Genomic DNA, 23,110 nt, shown 5'->3' with positions numbered 1-23,110 from the left:
ATGACAGACGCCATGTCACCGCTCGCCCGACTCCCCCCGCGCCGGCAGCAGGCCGGCAATCGCCCCCAGCAGCACGGCCTGCTGGTAAGGCTTGCCGAAATACGCGTTGACGCCCAGTTGCAGCGCCAGGTTGCGGTGCTTGTCCGCGCTGCGCGACGTGATCATGATGATCGGGATCTCGCTCGTGGCGGGATCGGCGCGCACGTGGCGCACCAGGTCGAAGCCATCCATGCGCGGCATTTCGATATCGACCAGCATCAGCTCCGGCTGGCGGGTGGCGATCTGTTCGAGCGCGTCGACGCCATCCTTGGCCAGCAGCACCGTGTAGCCCTCGCGCTCCAGCAGCCGCTGCGTCACCTTGCGCACGGTAAGCGAATCGTCGACGACCATGATGGTGCCGCCCGCCGCATGCACGACCGGCACCGGCGCGTGCAACTCGGGATGTTGCGCCATCTGCTGGGCCAGCACGACCGGGTTCAGGATCAGCACGATCTCGCCGGAGCCCAGCACGGTGGCACCGGCGATGCCGGGCACGCGTGCCAGTTGCGGGCCGGTGTTCTTGACGACCACTTCGCGGTTGCCGAGCACCTCGTCGGCACGCAGCGCCAGGCGGTCGGTGCCGGCACGCAGCACCAGCACCGGCACGGAGCGCTGCGCCAGCGGCTTCGCGCGGGCGTCGCCCAGCAGCGCGGGCAGGTAGTGCAGCGGCAGCGGCTGGCCGGCCACGTCGACACGCCCGCCCGCTTCGTCCAGTGCCGCGGCCTTCACCTGCAGCACCTGTTCCACCAGCGCGGCCGGCACCGCATGGGTACGGCCACCGGCGGCCAGCAGCACGACCTGGGTAACGGCAAGTGTCAGCGGCAGGTGGATCGTGAAGCGCGTGCCCTGCCCCGGCGCCGTCTGCGTGTCGATGCGGCCGCCCAGCGCCTGCGTTTCCGCACGCACCACGTCCATGCCCACGCCACGGCCGGCCAGTTCCGTCAGGGCGTCGGCCGTGGAAAAGCCGGGCTCGAAGATCAGGTTCGCCACCTGCGCATCGTCGGCATCCTGCTCCTGCGCCAGCAGCCCCCGCTCGCGCGCCCGGGCACGGATGCGTTCCAGGTCCAGTCCGGCCCCGTCGTCGGAGAATTCCAGCACGATCTCGTTGCCCTGCTGGCTGGCCTGCACCACCACTTCGCCGGTTTCCGGCTTGCCGGCGGCGGCACGGGCTTCCCGCGCCTCGATGCCATGCACGATTGCATTGCGCAGCAGGTGTTCGAACGGCGCGGCCATGCGTTCCAGCACGCCGCGATCCATGTCGACGGAACCGCCGCGGATATCGAGGTTGACGCGCTTGTCCATCTCCTTGGCACCCTGCCGCGCCACGCGGTACAGGCGCTCGGCGATGCTGGCGAACGGCACCATGCGCACCCGCAGCAGGTCGCGCTGCAATTCGCGCGTCATGCGCGCCTGCTGGGCCAGGTCGTCGCTGGCGCTGTCGACCGAACGCAGCATCCCGATGTGGAACGACGCCACGTCGTCGACGCTTTCGGCCATCATCCGCGTCAATTCCTGCAGGCGCGTGTAGCGGTCGAATTCGAGCGGGTCGAATTCCCGCTCGCCCGACGCCGGTTGCCGCGATGTGTTCCGCGAAGTCAGCTGCGAATTCAGTTGTGAACTCAGCTGTGAACTCAGCTGTGATTCGGCCTGCATCTCCACCTCGCGCAATTGCCCGCGCAGCTTGCCGAGACTGTCCCCGAAGTCCGCCAGCGCGGTGCGCAGCGCGCCCACTTCGTTCTCCAGCCGCGAGCGGGTGATCGCCACCTCGCCGGCCTGGTTGACGAGGCGATCCAGGATGTCGGCGCGCACGCGCACCAGCGGTGCCTGGACGGCAGCCGCTTCGGTATCGGCCGGCACGGTCGCGACCGCGGCCCCCTGCGTCACGGGCGGATGCTGCAACTGGTCGAACAGCAGCAGCGCATGATCGTAATGGGCCAGCAAGCCTTCGAACGCCGCCGGTTCCGGCGTGTCCATGCCCTCGACATGCGTTTCCATCTCGTGCGCATGCTGGCCCAGGCGCATCGCGCCGGCCATCCGTGCGCTGCCCTTGAGCGTGTGCAGCACCCGCTGCAGCGTGGCCGGATGAGCGGTGTCGGCCGGCGCATGCTGCCAGGCGCGCAATGCGGCGCCCACCTGCGGCAGCAGGTCCGCCCCTTCTTCCAGGAACACGGGCAGCAGGTCCGGATCGAGTTCATCGGCCACGGTCGGGATATCCGCCTCCGGTTCGGGCAGCGGCAGCATCTGCACGTCCGGCACTTCCGGCACATCGGGCACATCGGGCACATCGGGCACATCGGGCACATCGGCGCCGCCCGTGGCGGCGTCCTCCGGCTCATCCTGCGCCTCCGGCCCGGGCGGCGGCACCGGCGACAACTGCTGCGCGGCCTGTGCCGGCGGCGCCGCGAACGCATCGTCGAACGCGGCGTTGAAGAGGTCGTCGATCGAGTCGTCCTGCGTTGCCAGTTGCGGTCGCAGCGGCAGCGGCGCGCCCCGTTCAGGCGCCGGTGGCGGGTCGGCAAGCAGCGCGTGATAGGTATCGGCAAACAGCGTGTCGAGGCGGGCGGCGAGCTCGTCGAGCGGAGCATCCACCGGCTCATCGGCTACCTCATCGGCTACCTCATCGGCTGCATTCTCGGCTACCTCATTGGCTGCATTCGCAACTACCTCATCGGCTGCATTCTCGGCTACCTCATCGTCCACATCGGTTACCGCCGGCATGCCATCCAGCCGCGCTTCCAGCTCTGCGCCGGCGGCATGCGCGCGGGCCAGTTCGTCGCGCAGCCGTTCGAGTGCCGCGATCAGTTCCGGCTGTTCGGGCGGCATCTCGCCGGCGGCGAAGCCGGCCACCATGTCGCCGGCACGCGCGATGACCAGATCGAACAGGTCGTGATGCGCCGGATCATGCAGCGTGGCCGGCGCGGCCTGCAGCGTGGCCTCGAGCGCGAAGGCCAGCTCGCGCAGCGCCTTGAAGCCGACCGTGCCCGACGTGCCGGCCAGCGTGTGCGCCAGGTGCAGCGCCTCGGGATCCAGTTCGCCCTGGCGGCGCCACGTGGCGAAGTCGCGCGCCAGCGCCTGGGCCAGCGCGGTGGCTTCGGCCACGTAGATGTCGAACAGTTGGGCCGGCACGGCAAGGCGGCCGACGAAGCGCATGCCTTCCTCCGCCGGCACGGGAGCCGTGCCCGATTCCGCCAGCGATGCATCGGCCACTCTTTCATCGGACGCCGCTTCACCGGCCACGTCTTCATCGGCCACTTGTTCAATGACCGCTGCTTCATCGGCCACGTGTTCGTCGGCTACTGCCTCATCGGCCACGTTTTCAATGACCGCTGCTTCGTCGGCCACGTTTTCAATGACCGCTGCTTCATCGTCCGCTGCTTCAGCCGCCCCGTTTTCGTCGGTCACATACGGTTCGTCCGGAGGTGGTTCGATCGCCGGCGCCTCCGTGCCTGGTACGTTGTCGGGGGAAATGAACGGCTGCCCTTCGAGTATCCGTGCGGCCGCAGCCGCCACCGGCGCGGCGCTGCGCGGCGAAATGCCTTTTGCCACCAGTTCGCCGACCCAGGCATTGAGTTCGGCCGCGGTCCATTCCAGCAAGCCGCGCAGTGCTTCGTTGGCGGGCCGGCCATCGGCCAGCCATGCGTTCAGCACTTTCTCGAGCGCGGCCGCGGCATCGGCGAACTGGTTCAGGCCCACCATCCGGCCACTGCCCTTGAGCGTGTGGAACGACCGGCGCAGCAGCGCCAGGCTGTCCGGCGATCCCGCATCCGGCGTGGCCAGCTGGCCATCGACGAAGGCCAGCACTTCCCTCGCCTCGCCGATGAAAATCTCCAGCAATTCCTCCTCGATGGCCGCGTCGCTGGCGCCCGGCGCCACCGGGATGGCGGCGGCCGGTGCCGGTTCTGGCGGCGCAGGCACCTCCTCGTCGAGCACGGGGATCGACTCCGGCCCGGCGATCTTGCGCAGCGGGACGGCGCGGAACGTGCCCTGCGCGGCATCGAAGGCGAAACGCTCGCGCGCGCCGGCGGCGTTCTGCGCCAGCATGTCGACGAAAAAGCCCAGCGCGCCCACGTCCTGGGCGATACGGTCGAGCTGCGCCGCGTCGTCCACGCCGGTGCCGGCGGCAAGTGCCGCCACCTGCCGGCGCACATGTGCCACGGCGGCCTGCGCATCCGGCTGGTCGGTGATCGCCAGCGCGCCCTCGAGCTGGTGCAGCACGCGATCCAGGTCCGCCGGTAGCGGCCTGGCCGCCGGGTCGGTGGCGAATTCGTCCAGGGCACGCTCCACGTCGCGCAACGCCACTTTCATCTGCTGCGCCAGCGCCGCCACGGTGTCGTCCTGCCGCAGGCGCTGTTCCAGGCCCTGCTGCCATTGCGCCGGCTCCGGCGGTTCCCGCCCCGCCGCCAGTGCTTCGAGCCGTGCGCCGATCGTGGCTGCGCTGGCCGCGAAATCGTCCGGCAAATGGCGCACCTGGTCCAGGCCATGGCCGGCGAACAGCAGCGCGGTGGCCATTTCCAGCCCGAGCGCCTCGCTCCGGCTGGCCTGGGCGACGGCGGCGAGCTGCCGCATCAGGCCGGCCAGCGGCGCGATGCCCAGCTTGTCGCTGGCGGCACCCACGAGCGCCACGGCCTGGCCGAACGCGGTTTGTGCGGCGCTGTCACCCGCCTCGATGCGCTGCCAGGCAGCGCGTGCCTCGCCGAGGCCCTCCTTCGCGCGCGCCAGCGCTTCCGGGTCGATGCGGCAATAACGTTCGGCCGCGTAATCGGGCGGCACCATGCCGTCCAGCGCAAAGCCGGTGCGCAAATCGCGGGCCAGCGGCGCCAGGTGTTCCGGTTCGGCCGCGGCCACGAAGAACAGCGCATCGCGCAGCACCGTGTCCGGGTATTCGGGAGCGCCTTGCGCCAGCCGGCGCATCTGCAGGTTGGCCGCGCCGAACAGCTGCTTGACGTAGACGCCGCCAGGCACATGGCCCTGCACCACCAGCTCGGCGAAAGCCTGCAGCGCCAGCCAGAACACGTGGCCGCGCGGGGCCGCCCTGGTTACGCCCACCCTGGCGGCCACCTCGGCGATCACCTCGGCCAGCGGCGCGGCCTGGGCCGGATCGCCGGATTTCAGGTAAGGCAGCAGCGCGCGTTCGAAACGCTGGCGCAGCGCGCCGTAGTCCACATCGCCGGCTTCCTTCCCGCCATCCGCCGCAGGCAGTGCCGGTTCGCGGGCGAGATCGGGAAAGAACAGGTCCGCCGGGTGCACGCGCGCCGCGCCGAGCATCTGCTGCACCGCCGCGTAGTATGGGAACAGCCGCACCGGCTGGCGGGGCGCCCCTTCCAGCAGCTCTTCCAGGTATTCGACCAGCGCGCCATACAGCCGCCCGATCACCGCCACGTGGTCGGCGCTGCATTTCACGCTGCCGTCCTTGAAGCGGTCCAGCGCTTCCTCGGCCAGTTGCGTGATCGTGCCCACGCCCTCCACGTCCACCATCTGCAGCGCACCGTGCGCCTGGTGCAGGTGCGACTTGGCCAGCCGCAGCGCGGTGGCCTGGTCTTCGGGCTCCAGCCCGCCCGCCTCGAACAGTGCCGTGCGCGAGCGGCCGAGCGCTTCGCGGATCTCGCCCATGACCCATGACAGCGGGCCGGGATCGAAGGAGGGGGTCTGGTAATCGGTCTCGCTCATGGTCTCGGTGTTCAGGTTGTTGGGTTGCCGATGCGAAAGCGCGACACGGAATCCTTCAGTTGCTGGGCCAGCACCGACAGCTGGTGCACCGATTGTGCCGTCTGCTGCGTGCCGGCCTGCGCCGCTTCCGTGGCCTGCAGGATATGGCCGATCTGCTGCGCCACGCCGCTGGCCGATGCCGCCTGCGTGCCGGTCGCCCGGGACATGCCGGCAATCAGGTCGGCCAGCTGGTGCGACACGCGTTCGATGTCGTCCAGCGCCGCGCCCGCCGCGTCGGACAAGCGTGCGCCTTCGACCACGCCGCGCGTGGACCGTTCCATGGCCGCCACCGCATCGTGCGTGTCGGCCTGGATGGTGCGCACCAGTGCGCCGATCTGCCGGGCGTTGCCGGCCGAGCGTTCCGCCAGCCGCTGCACCTCCTCGGCCACCACGGAAAAGCCGCGGCCCGCCTCGCCCGCCGATGCGGCCTGGATCGCCGCGTTCAGCGCCAGCACATTGGTCTGCTCGGTGATGTCGGAGATCAGTTCCGTGATCTCGCCGATCTGCTGCGACGACTCGCCCAGGCGCTTGATGCGCTTGCTCGTTTCCTGGATCTGCTCGCGGATCTCGTTCATGCCGGCGATCGCATCCTGCACGGCGGCCGCGCCCTGCCGCGCCGCCGCCACGGAGCGGCGTGCCACATCGGCCGACTCGGCGGCGGATGTCGACACGTGCGTGATCTCGGACGCCATGCGCAGCACGGTCGCGCTGGTATCGCGGATTTCGCGCGCCTGCTCCTGCGAGGCGGCCAGCAGCGCCGTGGAAGTGTCCTGCGCCTGGCTGGACGCGGCCGTCACCTGCCCGGCCGTCGCCGTCACGCGGCCCACCAGGGCGCGCAATTCCTCGACCGTGTAATTCACGGAATCGGCGATGGCGCCGGTGATGTCCTCGGAAACGGTGGCCTGCACCGTCAGGTCGCCGTCGGCCACTTCCTGCAATTCGTTCATCAGGCGCAGGATCGCTGCCTGGTTCTGCGCGTTGGCGGCCTTTGCTTCCTCTTCCTGCCGCTGCGCCTGCTGGCGCAGCTCGTCGGCCTGCTGGCGCCGGCGCTCGGCCGCGCGCGCGCGGTCATGGGAATCCTGCAGCAGTACGCGCCCGATCGCGGCGCCCGTCAGCAATGTCAGCATGCCGCCGGCCACCATCAGCCAGAACGTCCAGTTCAGCGATTCCTGCGCGGACCGGTAGCCGTCCAGCAGCCGGACGAGGCTCTGGCGCAGCGGCTCGTTCTGGTTGAAGATCAGGCGCTCGGCGTTGCGCGACGCTAGCAGGCGGTCGAGCCGGCCGAGAATCCTGCCGGCCTGCGTCTGATACTGCTCGAAGCCGGCCAGCAGCGCGTCGAGGCGTTCGCGCACGTCCGCATCGCGCACGGCGGCGATGCCCAGCGTTACGCTGCCTTGCCGCAGCGCTTCGACCGTGGTGCGGAAGGCCGTGATGTCGCGGCCGAGCTGGAATGCCGTTTCCGAGCGGATGCCGCTGGCGGCGGCGAATTCGGCCGCGCCAAGGCTCATCCGCTGCACGAGGATCGTCAGACGGGCCAGCGCCGCGGCCTCGCGCGAGCCCGCGCCACGCTCCAGCCGCAGCGCTGCAATGGCTTCGGCCTGCGCCAGCAGTTCGGGCGCCAGCGCATCGAGCGCGCGCAGCGACTTGTCGATGCCGGCCAGGTCGCCGCGGTGGCGCACGATCGTGTCCGCCGCCTGCGCGGTGGCGGCCCATTTCGCGCGGGCCTCCTCGATCGCCGCCTGCCGCGCGCCCGACGCGGCGGCCACGCCGCGGCCCCGGTAGCTGCCGCCATCGTCGAGCAGCGCGAGGTCGCCCTCCAGTTCGCGCCGGCTCTCCTCGAGCTGGCGGAACGCGTCTTCGTTGCCTTGCAGGGCGTTCGGTGCGGCCTTGCCGATGCGCTGCGAGTGCATCAGCGCATCGCCGGCCAGCTGCGTGGCGGCCGCATCGGCCGCACCCCGGCTTGCATACAGGGCCACCAGGCCGGCCGACAGCGCCAGCACGACCGCCAGCGCGGTGACGAGATAGCTGAGCTGCCGCTGCGGCGGCAGGTCGCCGATCAGCGGCAGCCGCAATGCCGGCCCGGGCTGTGCTGCAGCACCGGCTCCGGCACCGGCACGGCGGGGCAACGCATCGCGCAGGCGCAGCGGGGAATCGGCCGGAGCGCTACCGTGGGCGAACCGTGAGTCGATGCTGTCGGCAAAGCGGGAATCGGGTGGCGGCTCAGGCCGTTCGCGCGGTGGAAACTTGAATCGCATGGTAAGTGCTCTCCCGGCTAGGCGCCGGCCCCCAGGTCCACCTGCAGGAAGCCGGGTTCGCGCACCAGCAGCGCCAGGTCCAGCCGGGTCCAGGGTTGGCCATCGCCGTCGACATGCCGTTCGGCGCACCAGCCCGGGGCCGCCGCGTCGCTGCCATCGGCGCGCATGTCGGCCAGCCGGCGCAAGCCCAGCACGCGGTGCGCCAGCAGCGCGCACGGCAAGCCGATGCCGGCGGCGAACGTCAGCAACCGGGACTCCGGGCCGGTGGCCGTTTCCTCATCGCCCAGGTAGGCGGCCAGGTCCACCACGCCGACCAGGTTGCCGCGTACATTGGCCAGGCCCCGGTACCACGGCCGGGTCAACGGCACCGGTGTGGCGGACTGGAACGGCACGATTTCGCCGACCTGCGTGAGGTCCAGCAGGCAGTGGCGCGCGCCGACCAGCACGCCCAGCTCGCGGGCCGCCGCGGCGCCGGCGCCCTGCGCCGCCTGCATACGCTCCAGCAATTGCGCCTGATACTGGCGCAGCCGGCTGCGGCGCTCGCCGGTATCGTGTTCCGCGTCCGCCATCAGCCCAGCGCTGCGATCTTCGACAGCAGCTCGGCTGCGCTGACGGGCTTGACGAGGTAATCCTTGGCGCCCTGGCGCAAACCCCAGATACGGTCGGTTTCCTGGTTCTTCGACGAGCAGATGATCACTGGCACATGCTGCAGCGCGGGGTCGCGGGCGATCGAGCGGGTGACCTGGAAGCCATTCGCGCCCGGCATCACGACATCCATCAGGATCAGTTCCGGCTGGTCCGTGCGGATGCGCGCCAGCGCCTCTTCGCCGCTCTCGGCGGTCGATACCTCGTAGCCGTTGCGGGCCAGGATATCGGACAGGTAATAACGTTCGGTCGGCGAATCGTCGACGATCAGGATGCGGTGGATGGCCATGGGGTGCTCTCGTTATGACGGCCGGGACCGGCGTGCTCGCGCACCGCGGCCAGCAGGCTGTCCTTGCTGAAGGGTTTGGTAAGGTAGGCGGCCGAGCCGACCATCGCGCCGCGCGCACGGTCGAACAGGCCATCCCTGGACGACAGCATCAGCACGGGCGTGGCATGGAATTTCGCGCTTTTCTTGATCAGCGCGCAGGTCTGGTAACCGTCCAGCCGGGGCATCAGGATGTCACAGAAGATCAGGGCGGGCTGGTGATCGACGATCTTGGCCAGCGCATCGAAGCCATCCTCGGCCAGCACCACGTGATACCCGGCCCCGCCCAGGAAGATCTCGGCCGACCGGCGGATCGTACTGCTGTCATCGATCACCATGATGGTCAAACCGTTCGCTTGCGGCGTTGTCGTCATATATTGTGTCCACCCATTTCCACTACGATAGCACAGCGAAAAATGAGAGGGCGGACAGTAAATTCCAAAAGAAAAGAGAACGTTCGCACAACCGCTATCGGCAACGATCCGCTTTTCCTACGGACGTCTCGGGGCCTCGAGAAACCGTAATGAGCGGTGTCGCATCTGGTTGAGACGCGCAGTCGTACTTTAGTACGACGAGCATCGCAGACCAGCATGCGGCGCCGCGCAATAGGTTTATCGAGGTCTCACCACAGCGTCGCGCAATAGGTTGATCGAGGTCCTACTACAGCGCGACCATTTCGAAGTCGTCCTTGCGGGCCCCGCACTCCGGGCAAGTCCAGTTCATCGGCACATCCTCCCAGCGCGTTCCCGGCGCGATGCCTTCTTCGGGCAGCCCCGCTTCTTCGTCATAGATCCAGCCGCAAATCAGGCACATCCAGCTTTTGAACTCGCCGCCGGCATTTTGCCGGGCGCTATTTTCTACATTATTGCTGCTCACGTTCTGCCACCTTCAATCAAGTAAAATGCTGAATCGGGTATCTTAATCTACTGGCCGTGCAAAACCAAACATCACCCCTCATCCTGACTTTCGGCGTGGCCGATCCGATCGGCGCAGTGGGCGTGCATTCCGACATCGGCGTGTTCGCCGCGCTCGGATGCCAGGGCCTGTCCGTGACCACTGCCCTGCTCATCGGCGACAGCGCCCGCGTGGAGGAACAGCAGCACGTGGAACCGGACTGGGTGTCCGACCAGGCCCGCGTGGTGCTGGAAGACGTTCACGTGGCGGCATTCAAGATCGGCGCGGTCGACCAGATGGAGCACATCTCGTCGATCGCCGAAGTGGTGTCCGATTATCCGGACGCCCCGCTGATCCTCGACCCGTTCGGTTCGCAACTGCCGCCGCTGTCCGAACAGACCGATCCCGAGGAACTGCTTACCGTGCTGCGCCAGCTGCTGGTGCCGCAGGCCACGCTGCTGATGCTGTCGCAGGTGGAACTGGGGCGCATGGCGGAAACGTGGCGCGACCTGTCGAACGGCGAAACGATGGGCGACGATGCACAGCACCTGATCGACCTGGGCTGCGAATACGTGCTGGTGACGGGTACCCCGGCCGGCACCTCGCGTGCCGAGTCGGGCCTGCGCGCCAATACGCTGTACGGCGACGGCGGCGTGATCCGGCATGACCGCTGGCACCACCTGCCCGGCCCGTTCGTCGGCGCGGGCTGTGTACTGTCCGGTGCGATCACTGCCTACATGGCGCGCGGCCTGCCGCTGCCGCAAGCCGTCGACCTTGCCCAGCAATATACTTTCGGCGCCCTGCGCCATGCCCAACGCTATGGCATGGGCAGGCTGGTGCCGAACCGCTTCCATGCGGTGGCGGAGAAACCGATAAAGGATAAGCAATGACGATTTCGCAAAACGATGTGCTGTTCGAACGCGCGCAGAAGACCACGCCCGGCGGCGTCAACTCGCCGGTGCGCGCCTTCCGCTCCGTGGGCGGCACCCCGCGCTTCATCACCCGCGCCGAGGGCCCGTATTTCTGGGATGCCGACGGCAAGCGCTACATCGACTATATCGGATCCTGGGGCCCGGCCATCGTCGGGCATGCCCACCCGCAGGTAGTGAAGGCGGTGCAGGATGCGGCCACGCGCGGCCTGTCGTTCGGCGCGCCGACCCAGGGCGAAGTGGAAATGGCGGAGGAAATCGCCCGCATCGTGCCGTCGATCGAGCAGGTGCGCCTGGTGTCGTCCGGCACCGAGGCCACGATGAGCGCGCTGCGCCTGGCGCGCGGCGCCACGGGCCGCGACAAGATCGTCAAGTTCGAAGGCTGCTACCACGGCCACGCCGATTCGCTGCTGGTGAAAGCCGGCAGCGGCCTGCTCACGTTCGGCAACCCCACGTCGGCCGGCGTGCCCGAAGATTTCGTCAAGCACACGCTCGTGCTGGACTATAACGACGTGACCGGGGTCGAGGAAGCGTTCGACGAGTATGGCGACGAGATCGCCTGCGTGATCGTCGAGCCCGTAGCCGGCAACATGAACCTGATCAAGGCGTCGCCCGAGTTCCTGCAGGCGCTGCGCGACCTGTGCACGCGCCATGGCGCGCTGCTGATCTTCGATGAAGTGATGTGCGGCTTCCGCGTCGGCCTGGCCGGCGCCCAGGCCCTGTACGACATCAAGCCCGACCTCACCGCGCTCGGCAAGGTCATCGGCGGCGGCCTGCCCGTGGCGGCCTTCGGCGGCAGCGCCGCGTTGATGGGCAATATGTCGCCGGTTGGCGCCGTCTACCAGGCCGGCACGTTGTCCGGCAACCCGATCGCCGTCGCCGCCGGCATGGCCACGCTGAAACTGATCCAGGAACCGGGCTTCTACGAGCGCCTCACCGCCACCGCGAAACGCCTGGCCGAGGGCCTGACCGATGCCGCGTTCCAGGAAGGCGTCACGTTCTGCGCCGACTACGAAGGCGGCATGTTCGGCCTGTATTTCAGCGCCGAGCCGCCGCGCAACTATGCCGAGATGATGGCCGGCGACCGCGCGAAGTTCAACGAATTCTTCCACGCGATGCTCGATGAAGGCGTGTATTTCGCGCCCGCCGCGTTCGAAGCCGGATTTGTCTCGGCGGCTCATGATGACGCGGTCATCGACGAAACCATCGAGGCGGCACGGCGGGTGTTTGCGCGGCTGAAGTAAGCAGCGTCGAAGCAATACAAAAAGGGCGGGTGACCGCCTTTTTTGTTGCCTGAAAAATGGGGGCGTAGCCGGGGTTTCAAGGAGTATCACTCCTTGCCGGCGCAGCGGTACTGGCCTGCAGGCCCGTACTCCTCCCGTACCCCATTTTTCGAGCAATGTTTCAGTGGGCCATTCTGCGAACATGGCGAATTCTGAAAATTCTTACCCGACAATCTCCCTACAAATCGATGACATTCGATCTTTACAATTCGCTGCTTCACAAGATCGAAAGGAGAGTCATCATGGGTCGACAGGAGCAGTCACAGCCCGGCATCGTCTGGATCAAGCTGGCCGTACTCTACCTCGTGGTCGGCGTGGCCATCGGCATCGGCATGGGCGCCAGCCAGGACTTCACGTTGCGGCCGATCCATGCGCACGTCAACCTGCTGGGCTGGGCGACCCTGGCCATTTCCGGGCTCATCTATACAGTCTTCCCGCAAACGGGCACCACCAGGCTGGCGCGCATCCATTTCTGGCTGCTGAACCTGGCACTGCCGCTCATGATGGGTTCGCTCGCCTACGTGCTGCTGACCGGGGACGTGAAAATCCTGCCCGCGCTGGTGATCTCGGAGATTTCCGCCGCGGTATCGATCCTGGCCATGACGGCCAACATCTTCCTGAACCTGCAGAACAAAAAGGAAACAGCTGCCGTTCTGCCGGCGGGCGTTTCAACCCACGGCGCGTAAGGCAAGCCGGATGAAAAAAGCGGCCTCGGCCGCTTTTTTGTACACGCTTATTTCAACCAGCCCCGGTGCCGGAAATACAGGAATGGCGCGATGGCGCTCGTGATCATCAGGCCCCATGCCCACGGATAGCCGAACGTCCAGTTCAGTTCCGGCATGAAGTTGAAGTTCATGCCGTACACGCTGGCGATCAGCGTCGGCGGCAGGAAGCCCACGCTGGCCACCGAGAAGATCTTGATGATCTTGTTCTGGTTGATGTTGATGAAGCCGACGGTGGCATCCATCAAGAAGTTGATCTTGTCGAACAGGAAGGACGTGTGGCCATCGAGCGACTCGATGTCGCGCAGGATCTGCCGCGCCTCCTCGAACTGCTCGGAATTGAGCAGGCGACCACGCATCAGGAAGCTGACCGCGCGCCGCGTGTCCATCATGTTGCGGCGGATGCGGCCGTTCAAGTCTTCCTCGTGGGCGATCGCCGACAGCGCGTCGGCCGCGTCCTTGTCGGTGAACTCTTCCTGCAGCACGCGGAACGACACCTCTTCCAGGTTCTGGTAGATCCCTTCCAGCGCATCGGCCGAGTATTCGGCGTCGGTGGCGTACAGGTCCAGCAGCACGTCCATGTAGTCGGCGATCGACCCGGGGCGCGAGCGGGCGCGCATGCGCACCAGGCGGAACACGGGCAGGTCGTCCGTGTGGACGGAGAACAGCATCTTGCGGGCCAGGATGAAGGCCACGGTGACGACGCGCGACGGGCCATCGTCTTCTTCCAGCAGGAAATCCGTGCGCAGGTGCAGGTCGCCGTTTTCGGCTTCGTAGTAGCGGGCCGAGGCTTCGATGTCCTTGACTTCGTCCTCGCCCGGCAAGGTCACGCCGTAGATCGCCTTGACCCAGGCACGCTCGTCGTCTTCCGGATCGGTCAGGTCGACCCAGACAGGTGCCACTTTTTCAAGGTCTTCGCGCGTTTCGATGGGAACCTGATTCAGCCGGCCATTTTGTAGAACGAAGACATTAATCATAGGCACTCTCAGCCGACTGGCATTCTGGATACTTGCGAGAAGCAAAAAATAAAACAGCGCAAGTGTACAGGCAAAGCCCCCGGCGGGACCAGACCGCAGGACCACTTTTTACAGGCGGAACCAGTAGTTGCGGTAATTATGCTGCGAAATTCACGGCAGCTCGGCCGAACCCATGCGCCGCAGGATGATCTGCGCGCGCCGGTTCAGGTAGCGCGTGTTGCGGTGGTCATCGTAATAACGGGGATTCGGCAGCATCACGGCCAGCCGCGCCGCCTGCGACGCGCCCAGTTTCGACGCCGGCACCTTGTAGTAATGGCGCGCCGCCGCTTCGGCGCCATACACGCCGCGGCCGAATTCGACGACGTTCAGGTAGATCTCGAAGATGCGGCGCTTGTCCAGCACCGTTTCCAGCATGTAGGCGATGATCAGCTCCTGGCCCTTGCGCAGGTAACTGCGCGAGCCGGACAGGAACAGGTTCTTCGCCAGCTGCTGTGTGATGGTCGAACCGCCGTGCGTGACCTTCTTGCGCTTTTCATTGCGCTCGTAAGCCTTTTCCAGCGCTTCCCAGTCCACGCCATCGTGGTCGGAAAAATTCGCATCCTCGGAAGCGATGATGGCCCGCTTCAGGTTCGTCGATATGCGCTCGTACGGCACCCATTTCTGCACGATCTTCGCATCCGGGTTCTTCTCCTGCATGACCGACAGCTGCTGGCGCATGAATGCCGTCATGCCCGGCTCATGGTCGCGCCACCACCAGATCTGCGCGAGGAAATACAGCTGCACCGCGATGAACAGTGCGACGGGAATGATGAATACCCACTTGATCCAGGCATGGCGCCCGGGAGCCCTGGTTACCTTGTTCACCTTCGTCGCCCGGGTCATCATCGCAGCTTCGCCAGCACCTCCGCCGTGGCCGGGCGCACGCCGCGCCAGCCATGGAACGCTTCGGCGGCCTGCTCCACCAGCATGCCCAGCCCGTCGCGCACGATGGCGCCATGGCCGGCGGCGAACTGCATGAACACGGTCGGCTCTTTCGCGTACATCATGTCCAGCGCCAGCGTGCCTTCCTTGAATACGGATGCGGGAACGGGCGGCAGGTCGGCCTGCAGGCTGGCCGACGTGGCATTGATGACGATATCGAAACTGCCGGCGATGCCGGCGAAGCCGCACGCGGACACGACACCTTCGCCCCCCAGCGGTGCGAACTGCTGCACCAGCGCTTCGGCGGTGGCGACCGTGCGGTTGGCGATCGCCAGCGCCGCCGGGCGGTGCTCGAGGATCGGCAGCACGGCGCCGCGCGCGGCCCCGCCGGCCCCGAGCAGCAGCACGCGCTTGCCGGCGATGGGCACGCCGGCATTGACGGTGATGTCCGCCACGAGGCCGGCGCCGTCGGTGTTGTCGCCGGTGATGCCGTGCTCGTCGAAGAGCAGCGTGTTGACGGCGCCCGCGGCCTGCGCACGCACCGTCAATGCATTGGCCAGCCGATAGGCCTCCAGCTTGAACGGCACGGTCACATTGGCCCCCTTGCCGCCTTCGGCGATGAACGCCTGCACTGCTTGTGCAAAGGCGTCCAGCGGCGCCAGGCGCTTTTCATAGGTCAGCTGCTGGCCCGTCGCGGCCGCGAACGCGGCGTGGATGTCGGGCGATTTGCTGTGGGCGATCGGGTTGCCGAAGACGCAGTACTTGTCGACAAAAGTGCGGTCCATGCTGTGGTTGTCCATATTCTTATTTTGCTCCGCCAAGGATGGCTTCGAGTTTCTGTTCGCGGGTGAACTTGAAGCGGGTGATGATGACCCACAGGTCGTCGCGGTCGTTCGACAGCATGTTCGGCGGGAACTTGCCGAACGGCGCCGAACGGCGCACGATCGCGATCGCCGCGTCGTCCAGCGCGCGGTTGCCGGAACTGGTCTGCACCGTGATGCCGCCCTCTTTCGTATACAGCGTACCATCCTGGAAGATCGGAATCGACAGCACCAGCTCGCCATACAGCTTGCGGCCGTTCTGCTGCGGGAAGTTCAGCGTGCCGACTTCCTCCACCTTGCGCTGGAAGGTCTTGTAGTACATCGCGTAGCCCACCTGCTGCGTGCTGGGCGTGATGTAGGTGCGGCGCGGGCGCTTGTTCTGGTCTTCGATCGTTTGCGCGATCTCGGCCGCCATGCGCGCGATGGCCTTGCTGCTTTCCATCAGCTCGGCGCCGGTGGACGTGGGATCGGGCTTGGCGTTCTCGGTAACGGGCGCGGCGCGATAGGGCGTGGTCTTTACCTGCGTCAGCAGCTTCTTCTGCATTTCCTCGAGCTGTTCGATGCGGCGGCGCGACGCCTCGATGCTGTCGCCATCGGCCACCCGGCGCATGTCCGGCAGCGGCGACTTCGACCGCCCCTGGTCGGCCATGCCGCCGCCATCCAGGTTCGCCTGCGCCAGTGCCTCGGCCTTCAGCGGCCGGTTGGCGTGCTTGGCATTGACGAGGATGACTTCCAGCGCCGGATCGGTGGGCGGCGGCTTGAACTCCTGCGGCGCCACGAACCGCACCGCCAGCAAAGCCGCATGCGCGAGCACCGACACGGCCAGGGCGATTGCGAGGAACCGGTTTTCTTGTAAATACTTCACGCGGAGGAAAGGAAAAGCGTCGGCGAAATGCACCATTCTACTCGCGAAAGGTTGCCGCAAAAATGGGGACGTACCCCATTTTCCGAGAAACATTGCCTGAAAAATGGGGACGTACCCCATTTTCCGGGAAACTTTTACGGGTTCGTGGACGGCGGTGCCGCAGTGTCGTCCACTGCGTCGGCAGCCTCGGCCACTTCCACCTTCTCGTCGGCGGGCTGGTCGGGGTCGGGCACCAGGTCCGGCACCGTTTCGCCGACCAGTGCCTTTTCCTCTTCCTCTTCTTCCTCGAAATCGACGGCGGCCGGGGCGGCCTGCTCGATTTCCAGCAGGCGCGTTTCGATCGACAGGTCGACTTCGTCCCAGCGGATCACGTCCAGCTTGACGGCGGCGCCGCGCGGGGCGGACGGCATGCCGGACAGGCGGATCACCAGCGGGATGTCGGTCAGGCGCAGCACTTCGTCCTTCAGCACCACGGCATCGACCTGGTGCTTGTCCTCCTGGCCCAGCCAGCGCAGGCACCAGTAGCGTTCCATATCGGCCTGGAAGTCGGCATAGGCGGCGTACGCGGCGTCGAACGCGGACACGATCGCGAACAGGTTCGCATCCTTGTGCTTGAACGGCGCGACGAGCGGCGCCATCACGCCCTTCTCGGCCACGGCCAGGATCTGCCACTGGTTGACGAGGTCGGTGTAACGGCGCAGCGGCGACGTGCTCCATGCATACTGGTCGACGCCGAGGCCTTCGTGCGGCGCGGCGTGCGTCAGCATGCGCACCTGCATCTTGGCGTTCCAGCCGCCCACGCCGCGGCCCTGGCTGCGGTAGATGCCCGGCACGCCATGGTCGTGCATCAGCTTGCCCCACGTGCTGTTGGCGAAGATCATCAGCTCGGCCACGATCTTGTCCAGCGGCGCGCCGCGCTTGCGGCGCGTGATCGTGACCACGTCGTCCTCGACATAGAAATTGAAGTCGACGCGGTTGTTCTGCTCCGGCCGCAGGCCGAACGCCTCGCGCTTGGCCATGCGGCCCGCTTCCAGGTGCTGCGCCCAGCCCCACAGCAAGGTCAGTTCGGCCTTGCGCGGATAATCGCCCTCACCGCTGGCGAGGGTTTCCTCATTCACCACGTCGTCGAGGTCGTTATGGCGCAGGTTGTTCGCGATCGGCACCATTTCGGCGCGCGTCTCGGTCGAGACTACACTCCAGTCGGCCATGTCCAGCGTGGCATACAGCGATAGTGCCGGGCACGTCTTGCCCTCGGCCAGCGTGTAGGCGTCGACGACGGCATCCGGCAGCATCGTGATCTTGTCGCCCGGCATATAGACGGTGGACAGCCGCGCGCGCGCGATCTTGTCGATCGCATCGTCCGGGCGGATCGCCAGCCCCGGCGCGGCGATGTGGATGCCGATGCGCACCTTGCCGCCGTCCAGGTGGACGATCGAGATCGCATCGTCGATCTCGGTGGTGGTCACGTCGTCGATCGAGAAGGCTTCCACGTCGGCCACCGGCAGGTTGGCCGGCGGCTTCGGCACCGCCACCTCCGGGAAACCATGTCCGCGCGGGAACGACTCGAACAGGAACTTCGCCATGTGCAGGTCCTTGGCCGACCCGATGCCGCCCACGGCCAGCATCAGGCGCGCCGGCGAGGTGTGCAATTCATTGCAGGCCGCTTCCAGCGCCTTGTATTCGATCGTGTTCTTGTCCGGCTTGAACAGCAGCTGGTGCACGATGCCGGCCATCGATTCCGGCAGCTTGTTCGCCTTCAGCTCGTCCACGTAGCCCTGCTGGACGATCGCCTGCTGCTTTTTCTTCTCGATGCCGGCCAGTGCCGCCTTCAACGTCTGCTCGGGCGCGGCCTTGTAGCGCCCGCGGCCCTTCTTGTGGAAATACACGGGCGCCGTGTGCAGCGCCAGGATCAGCCCCGCCGCCTCGGCGGGCAGCGGCGCATGGCCGAAGTACTCGGCGCCCAGTTCCGCGAAACCGAATTCCTCCTGGCCCGCCACCTCCCACAGGAAATCCAGGTCGACATCGGCAGCCACCGCGCGCGCCTGTTCTAGCAGCTCCTCCGGTGCCGGCTTCTCGTACTGCAGCAGCACGTCCTTGGCCTTTACCTTGCTGCGCTTGCCGCTGGCCATCTCCACCTGGTAAGCCTCGCCGGCGGTGGACAGCACTTGTCCGACCTTGAAATCGCCGGATTCTTCAAAAAAGACATTCATGTTCATCTCGTGTTGGGGGTTTTCGGCACCAGCGCGGCGACCCGGGGCAGGAACACCTCGGTCACCAGCAGCGTGCCCTGGCGACGCCGGTAAAGGCAGCGCCGTGCATACAGCATTTGTTCTTCGGGAACGGCGATACCTTCGCCCGACAGCGCGGCCCGGGCGCGCCGCGCCAGCGGGTGGCTGGCGCGCAGCCGCGCATACTCGAGCGGGCCGCGCGCCACCATCGGATCGCCGAACAGCGTGGTGCCCAGCGACCGCTCGCCCAGCGCGGAAAACAGCGGCCAGTCGGCCGCCGTCGCGCTCATCGGCACCACGGTGTGCGCGAACACCACCGGCGTATTATCACACCGCAGCAGCACTTCCCGTTCCCAGCAGCGGGCACGCCCGTTGCCTGCCCGGTGCAGGCCGAGCGCGGCCGCCTCGTCCGCCAGGCACTGCGCCGGATGCTGGCCCAGCACCTGCACGCGGAAAGTGTCGGCATGGGCTTTCAGCCGTGCCGTCAGCGAGCCGCCGGACGTGAGCCAGCACGCCAGCGCGGCCGGCGCATTCACGGCCAGCACGTGCCGGTGCCAGTTGGCCCGGCGCAGCGAGCGTTCCCTCATCCGGCCCCGATTCCGCAACAGGCCAGCACTTCGTCCACGTACTGCGCGAATTCGGCGATGCCATGGTCGGAGCCCTCGATCACGTGCTGCCGTGCGCCGGGATAATGGGCCACCATGCCGCGCCAGTCCAGCACCTCGTCGCCCGTGGCGGCCATCAGGTAATAGCGTTCCGGCCGCGTGATGGCCGGCACCGCCAGTTCCCCCAGCTCGGCGATGTACTCGCGCTTGAACTCGAACGGCTCGCCGCTGTGGAACATGGTGGTCATGCCCACGTATTTCTCCAGGCTGGCCAGCGGCGTGACGGCGGGGTTCAGCAGCGCGGCGCGGCAGCCCAGCCGCTCGGCCATCCACGTGGCGTAGTAACCGCCCAGCGACGAGCCGATGATCGCCAGCTCATTGGCCGGCACGCCTTGCACGAGCTCATTGGCCAACGTCATGGCCTGTTCCATCGCCAGCTTCGGCGACGGCGGCAATTGCGGCGCCACATAGTCGGCCGCGCGGCCCAGCTGCGCCATCCGCTCGCCCAGCAGCCGCCCCTTCATCGACAGCGGCGACGAGCGGAAGCCGTGCAGATACAGGATCTTACCTGCGGGAATCATGGTCAGGCCTTCAGTGCCTGCAGTGCGTCCAGCAGCTTGCCGTGCACGCCGCCAAAGCCGCCATTGCTCATGACCACCACATGGTCGCCCGGGCGCGCCTGGCCGACGATGGCCTTCACCATCAGGTCGATGTCCTCATATGCCGAAGCTTTCGAGCCCATCGGCGCGAGCGTGGACCCCAGGCTCCAGCCCAGCGACTTCTCGCTGCCGAAGCCGAACACGAAATCGGCGTCCTTCAGACTGGCGGGCAGCGCATCCTTCATCGCGCCCAGCTTCATCGTGTTGGAACGCGGCTCCAGCACGGCGAGGATGCGCGTGTCGGCACCCAGCTTCTGGCGCAGGCCGCCCACCGTGGTGGCGATCGCGGTCGGGTGGTGGGCGAAATCGTCATAGACCGTCACGCCATTGACCACGCCGCGCACTTCCATCCGGCGCTTCACGCTCTCGAACGCTTCCAGCGATTTTGCGGCCTGGGCGATCGGCACGCCCACGTTGCGCGCGGCGGCGATCGCGGCCAGCGCGTTGTAGCGGTTGTGGCGGCCTGTGAGCTTCCAGTTGATCAGCGCTTCGAACTTGCCGTTGAAGAGCACGTCGAAGCTGCCGTCCGGGTGTTCCTTCAGCGTCCAGTTGGCGTTGCCGTCGTTGCCGAAGGTTTCCTTCTCGCTCCAGCAGCCGCGGCGGATCACGCGCTGCAACGACTCTTCGTCGCCATTGACGACCACGCGGCCGATGCCCGGCACCGTGCGCACCAGGTGGTGGAACTGGGTTTCGATGGCGCCGATATCCGGGAAGATGTCGGCATGGTCGTATTCCAGGTTGTTCAGGATCGCCGTCTTGGCGTGGTAGTGCACGAACTTGCTGCGCTTGTCGAAGAACGCCGTATCGTATTCGTCGGCCTCGATCACGAAGAAGTCGGACTCCTTGCCGGGCGCGGACAGCCGCGCCGAAATTCCGAAGTTCATCGGCACGCCACCGATCAGGAAGCCCGGCGCGTAGCCCGCATCCTCGAGAATCCAGGCCAGCATCGACGACGTCGTCGTCTTGCCATGCGTGCCGGCCACCGCCAGCACCCACTTGTTACGCAGGATGTGTTCGCCGATCCACTGCGGACCCGACACATAGGGCAGGCTGCGGTTCAGGATTTCCTCGACCAGCGGATTGCCACGGGAGACCACGTTGCCGATCACGTACAAATCCGGGTCGAGCTTCACCTGCTCGGCATCGAAACCCTGGATCAGCTCGATGCCCTGGGCTTCCAGCTGGGTGCTCATCGGCGGGTAGACGTTGGCGTCGCAGCCGGTCACCTTGTGGCCGGCTTCCTTGGCGAGCACCGCGAGGCCGCCCATGAAGGTGCCGCAAATGCCGAGGATGTGAATGTGCATGGTCTGTCGTGCTCCGTCGTGCTCCGTGGTCGAAGGCGCGATTTTACCCGACGCGCTGGCTTCGGCCGGTTCAGAGTATCATTCCGGCCATGATGCCGAACCATGAAGCCAACGACCAGGTTGCGCAGCTGCGCGCCGAAATCGCCGCCGCCGCGGCCCGGATGGTTGCGCAGGACGGCGCCGATTACGGCACCGCCAAGCGCAAGGCGGCCCGCCGCATCCTCGGCGATGCGCAGGCCAATGCCCTGCGGGACGCGCTGCCGGACGACGCGCAGATCGAGGAGGAAGTGCGCCAGTATCACGCCGTGTTCAATGCCGGAACGCAGCCGGCCCGGCTGCACAAACTGCGCACGATCGCGCTGGAAGTGATGGAACGGCTGGAAGACTACCACCCGTTCCTCACCGGCGCGGTGCTGAACGGCACCGCGGGCGAGCACGACGACATCCGCCTGCAACTGTTCGCCGACAGCGCGAAGGAGGTGCAGATCTTCCTGCTGAATAAGAACGTCAATATAGAGATCTCGGAAAGCGAGCATTTCAAGGGGCCGCGCCATGACCCGGTCGAGACCGTGAGCTTCCTGTGGCACGGCGAAGGCGTGCACGCGGAACTCTACGAACAGCACGACCTGCGTGGTGCAAAGAAACAAAAAGCGGGCGATCGCCCCGCGCGCGCCGATATCGCCGAACTGCGCGCCCTGATCGCCACCGAACATACCGAATACGGAAACGAATGAAGACATCCCACCTGCTGGCCTGCGGTGCCATCGCGATCCTTTTCGGCGCCGTCGGCGCCTGGGTCGGCATCAACAAGAAAGAACCCGCTCCCCCGATCACCACCACCATCCCGCCCGAACAGGCCGCTGCCGGCAGCGCCGTGGTGAACGGCCTGCTGGCCCGCACGATGGCCGATGCCGCGGGGACACAGCAGCCGCTGGCCCAATGGAAAGGCAAGCCGCTGCTGGTGAACTTCTGGGCCACGTGGTGCGCGCCGTGCGTGAAGGAGATGCCGGAACTGTCCGCGCTGCAGGCCAGCGGCAAGTACAAGGACTTGCAAGTGATCGGTATCGGCATCGACTCGCCATCGAACATCGCCGAATTCACCCGGAAATTCCAGATCGCTTATCCGCTCTACGTGGATGGCGTGGCCGGCACGGAACTGTCGCGCCAGTTCGGCAATACCCAGGGCGGCTTGCCGTTCACGGTGCTGATCGGCGCCGATGGGCAGGTCAAAAAGACCTACCTGGGCCTGCTGAAGTTCGACCAGCTACACCAGGACCTGGCCGCGCTCTGACGGGCGCGGGCGCATGCCACCCCCGCCCGGGTAACGACTGCGTTTACTATCTGGCAAGTTCTTTTTTCTTGCCAAATAGTCGCGTCAGGCGGCAAAATGCGGAACTTTCGTTGGACTAAGGTCACGACATGGCAAAACACCTGCTGCTGATGAACGGCCCCAATCTGAACCTGTTGGGCACCCGCGAGCCCGGTATCTATGGGGCGACGACACTGGCACAGGTGGAACAGGCGGCGCGGGACCAGGCCGCGGCGGCCGGTGCGCAACTGGCGGTTTTCCAGAGCAACCATGAAGGTGCGCTGATCGACCGCATCCATGCCGCGCGCGACGAAGGGGTGGACTTCATTGTCATCAATCCCGGCGGTTATACCCACACGAGCGTGGCACTGCGCGATGCGCTGGCCGGCGTGGCGATACCGTTCGTCGAAGTCCATATATCGAATATTTATCAGCGCGAAAGCTTTCGCCACCACTCATTTCTCAGCGCGATTGCCAAGGGAACGATTTGCGGACTCGGCACCGATGGGTACCGCTTTGCCATCGACTTTGCACTAAAAAGCAGTTAATCTACGCGATCTGCGCCTTATTACGGTGTTATCGCGTAATATTGGCAGCCGTGATCGGTAACCAGACTGGCAGCC

20 protein-coding genes are annotated in these 23,110 nt (G+C 66.5%); 6 read left to right on the top strand and 14 right to left on the bottom strand.

Features of this window, described 5'->3' with window-relative positions; genetic code table 11:
* Positions 1-15: 15 nt before the first annotated feature.
* From ACY65G_RS15295 to ACY65G_RS15270, 6 genes are all read right to left on the bottom strand, one after another.
* Positions 16-5,706, bottom strand: a complete 5,691-nt coding sequence (locus tag ACY65G_RS15295; protein ID WP_464998177.1) for a hybrid sensor histidine kinase/response regulator — start codon at positions 5,704-5,706, stop codon at positions 16-18.
* A gap of 11 nt (positions 5,707-5,717) precedes the next feature.
* Positions 5,718-8,000: a methyl-accepting chemotaxis protein gene (locus ACY65G_RS15290; protein ID WP_464998176.1), complete on the bottom strand. Its 2,283-nt coding sequence runs from the start codon at positions 7,998-8,000 to the stop codon at positions 5,718-5,720.
* Positions 8,001-8,017: 17 nt separating this feature from the next.
* On the bottom strand, positions 8,018-8,569 hold the full coding sequence (locus ACY65G_RS15285) for a chemotaxis protein CheW (RefSeq protein WP_464998175.1): 552 nt from the start codon (positions 8,567-8,569) through the stop codon (positions 8,018-8,020).
* A complete protein-coding gene (locus ACY65G_RS15280; RefSeq protein ID WP_464998174.1) occupies positions 8,569-8,934 on the bottom strand; it encodes a response regulator transcription factor in 366 nt (121 codons plus the stop codon). The genes ACY65G_RS15285 and ACY65G_RS15280 overlap by 1 nt, the downstream gene beginning before the upstream one ends.
* On the bottom strand, positions 8,913-9,344 hold the full coding sequence (locus tag ACY65G_RS15275; RefSeq protein ID WP_464998173.1) for a response regulator: 432 nt from the start codon (positions 9,342-9,344) through the stop codon (positions 8,913-8,915). The genes ACY65G_RS15280 and ACY65G_RS15275 overlap by 22 nt, the downstream gene beginning before the upstream one ends.
* A 286-nt stretch (positions 9,345-9,630) precedes the next feature.
* On the bottom strand, positions 9,631-9,783 hold the full coding sequence (locus ACY65G_RS15270) for a rubredoxin (RefSeq protein WP_130190434.1): 153 nt from the start codon (positions 9,781-9,783) through the stop codon (positions 9,631-9,633).
* 119 nt (positions 9,784-9,902) lie between these two features.
* On the opposite strand from ACY65G_RS15270, the gene thiD reads away from it, so the two are divergent.
* The 3 genes from thiD (at position 9,903) to ACY65G_RS15255 (ending at position 12,762) form a co-directional block, all read left to right on the top strand.
* Positions 9,903-10,754 carry a bifunctional hydroxymethylpyrimidine kinase/phosphomethylpyrimidine kinase gene (gene thiD / locus ACY65G_RS15265; protein WP_464998172.1) on the top strand — a complete coding sequence of 284 codons (852 nt, stop codon included), beginning with the start codon at positions 9,903-9,905 and terminating at the stop codon, positions 10,752-10,754.
* Positions 10,751-12,037 (top strand): glutamate-1-semialdehyde 2,1-aminomutase, encoded by a 1,287-nt coding sequence (hemL, locus tag ACY65G_RS15260; RefSeq protein WP_464998171.1) that lies wholly within the window; start codon positions 10,751-10,753, stop codon positions 12,035-12,037. Before thiD ends, hemL begins: the two co-directional genes overlap by 4 nt.
* Before the next feature lie 281 nt (positions 12,038-12,318).
* Positions 12,319-12,762 carry a hypothetical protein gene (locus tag ACY65G_RS15255; protein ID WP_464998170.1) on the top strand — a complete coding sequence of 148 codons (444 nt, stop codon included), beginning with the start codon at positions 12,319-12,321 and terminating at the stop codon, positions 12,760-12,762.
* A gap of 47 nt (positions 12,763-12,809) precedes the next feature.
* On the opposite strand, the gene corA is transcribed toward ACY65G_RS15255, so the two are convergent.
* From corA to mpl, 8 genes are all read right to left on the bottom strand, one after another.
* Complete coding sequence (corA, locus tag ACY65G_RS15250) at positions 12,810-13,775, bottom strand: magnesium/cobalt transporter CorA (RefSeq protein WP_464998169.1); 966 nt, start codon at positions 13,773-13,775, stop codon at positions 12,810-12,812.
* Positions 13,776-13,925: 150 nt separating this feature from the next.
* Positions 13,926-14,657, bottom strand: coding sequence for a monofunctional biosynthetic peptidoglycan transglycosylase (mtgA, locus tag ACY65G_RS15245; protein ID WP_464998375.1), 732 nt, complete (start codon positions 14,655-14,657; stop codon positions 13,926-13,928).
* A complete protein-coding gene (gene aroE, locus ACY65G_RS15240; protein ID WP_464998168.1) occupies positions 14,657-15,481 on the bottom strand; it encodes a shikimate dehydrogenase in 825 nt (274 codons plus the stop codon). Before aroE ends, mtgA begins: the two co-directional genes overlap by 1 nt.
* A 19-nt stretch (positions 15,482-15,500) precedes the next feature.
* Positions 15,501-16,382: an energy transducer TonB gene (locus ACY65G_RS15235; RefSeq protein WP_464998167.1), complete on the bottom strand. Its 882-nt coding sequence runs from the start codon at positions 16,380-16,382 to the stop codon at positions 15,501-15,503.
* Between the two features lie 134 nt (positions 16,383-16,516).
* Positions 16,517-18,592, bottom strand: a complete 2,076-nt coding sequence (locus ACY65G_RS15230; protein WP_464998166.1) for a ribonuclease catalytic domain-containing protein — start codon at positions 18,590-18,592, stop codon at positions 16,517-16,519.
* A 2-nt stretch (positions 18,593-18,594) separates the two neighbouring features.
* Positions 18,595-19,197: a chorismate--pyruvate lyase family protein gene (locus ACY65G_RS15225; protein ID WP_464998165.1), complete on the bottom strand. Its 603-nt coding sequence runs from the start codon at positions 19,195-19,197 to the stop codon at positions 18,595-18,597.
* Positions 19,194-19,796 (bottom strand): YqiA/YcfP family alpha/beta fold hydrolase, encoded by a 603-nt coding sequence (locus ACY65G_RS15220; protein ID WP_464998164.1) that lies wholly within the window; start codon positions 19,794-19,796, stop codon positions 19,194-19,196. Before ACY65G_RS15220 ends, ACY65G_RS15225 begins: the two co-directional genes overlap by 4 nt.
* Positions 19,797-19,798: 2 nt before the next feature.
* The gene (mpl, locus tag ACY65G_RS15215) at positions 19,799-21,178 is read right to left on the bottom strand and encodes a UDP-N-acetylmuramate:L-alanyl-gamma-D-glutamyl-meso-diaminopimelate ligase (RefSeq protein ID WP_464998163.1); all 1,380 of its coding nucleotides are present in this window, start codon (positions 21,176-21,178) and stop codon (positions 19,799-19,801) included.
* Positions 21,179-21,267: 89 nt separating this feature from the next.
* Here mpl and ACY65G_RS15210 point away from each other — a divergent pair, with 89 nt between their 5' ends.
* The 3 genes from ACY65G_RS15210 (at position 21,268) to aroQ (ending at position 23,035) form a co-directional block, all read left to right on the top strand.
* Complete coding sequence (locus ACY65G_RS15210) at positions 21,268-21,912, top strand: hypothetical protein (protein ID WP_464998162.1); 645 nt, start codon at positions 21,268-21,270, stop codon at positions 21,910-21,912.
* On the top strand, positions 21,909-22,469 hold the full coding sequence (locus ACY65G_RS15205) for a TlpA family protein disulfide reductase (protein WP_464998161.1): 561 nt from the start codon (positions 21,909-21,911) through the stop codon (positions 22,467-22,469). Before ACY65G_RS15210 ends, ACY65G_RS15205 begins: the two co-directional genes overlap by 4 nt.
* 128 nt (positions 22,470-22,597) lie before the next feature.
* On the top strand, positions 22,598-23,035 hold the full coding sequence (gene aroQ, locus ACY65G_RS15200) for a type II 3-dehydroquinate dehydratase (protein ID WP_464998160.1): 438 nt from the start codon (positions 22,598-22,600) through the stop codon (positions 23,033-23,035).
* The last annotated feature ends 75 nt before the right edge of the window (positions 23,036-23,110 follow it).

The sequence above is a fragment of the Pseudoduganella sp. jia 12 genome (genome assembly GCF_055502675.1).
The sequence above is the reverse complement of the archived record's forward strand: the minus strand, read 5'-3'. Positions and strand labels throughout refer to the sequence as shown.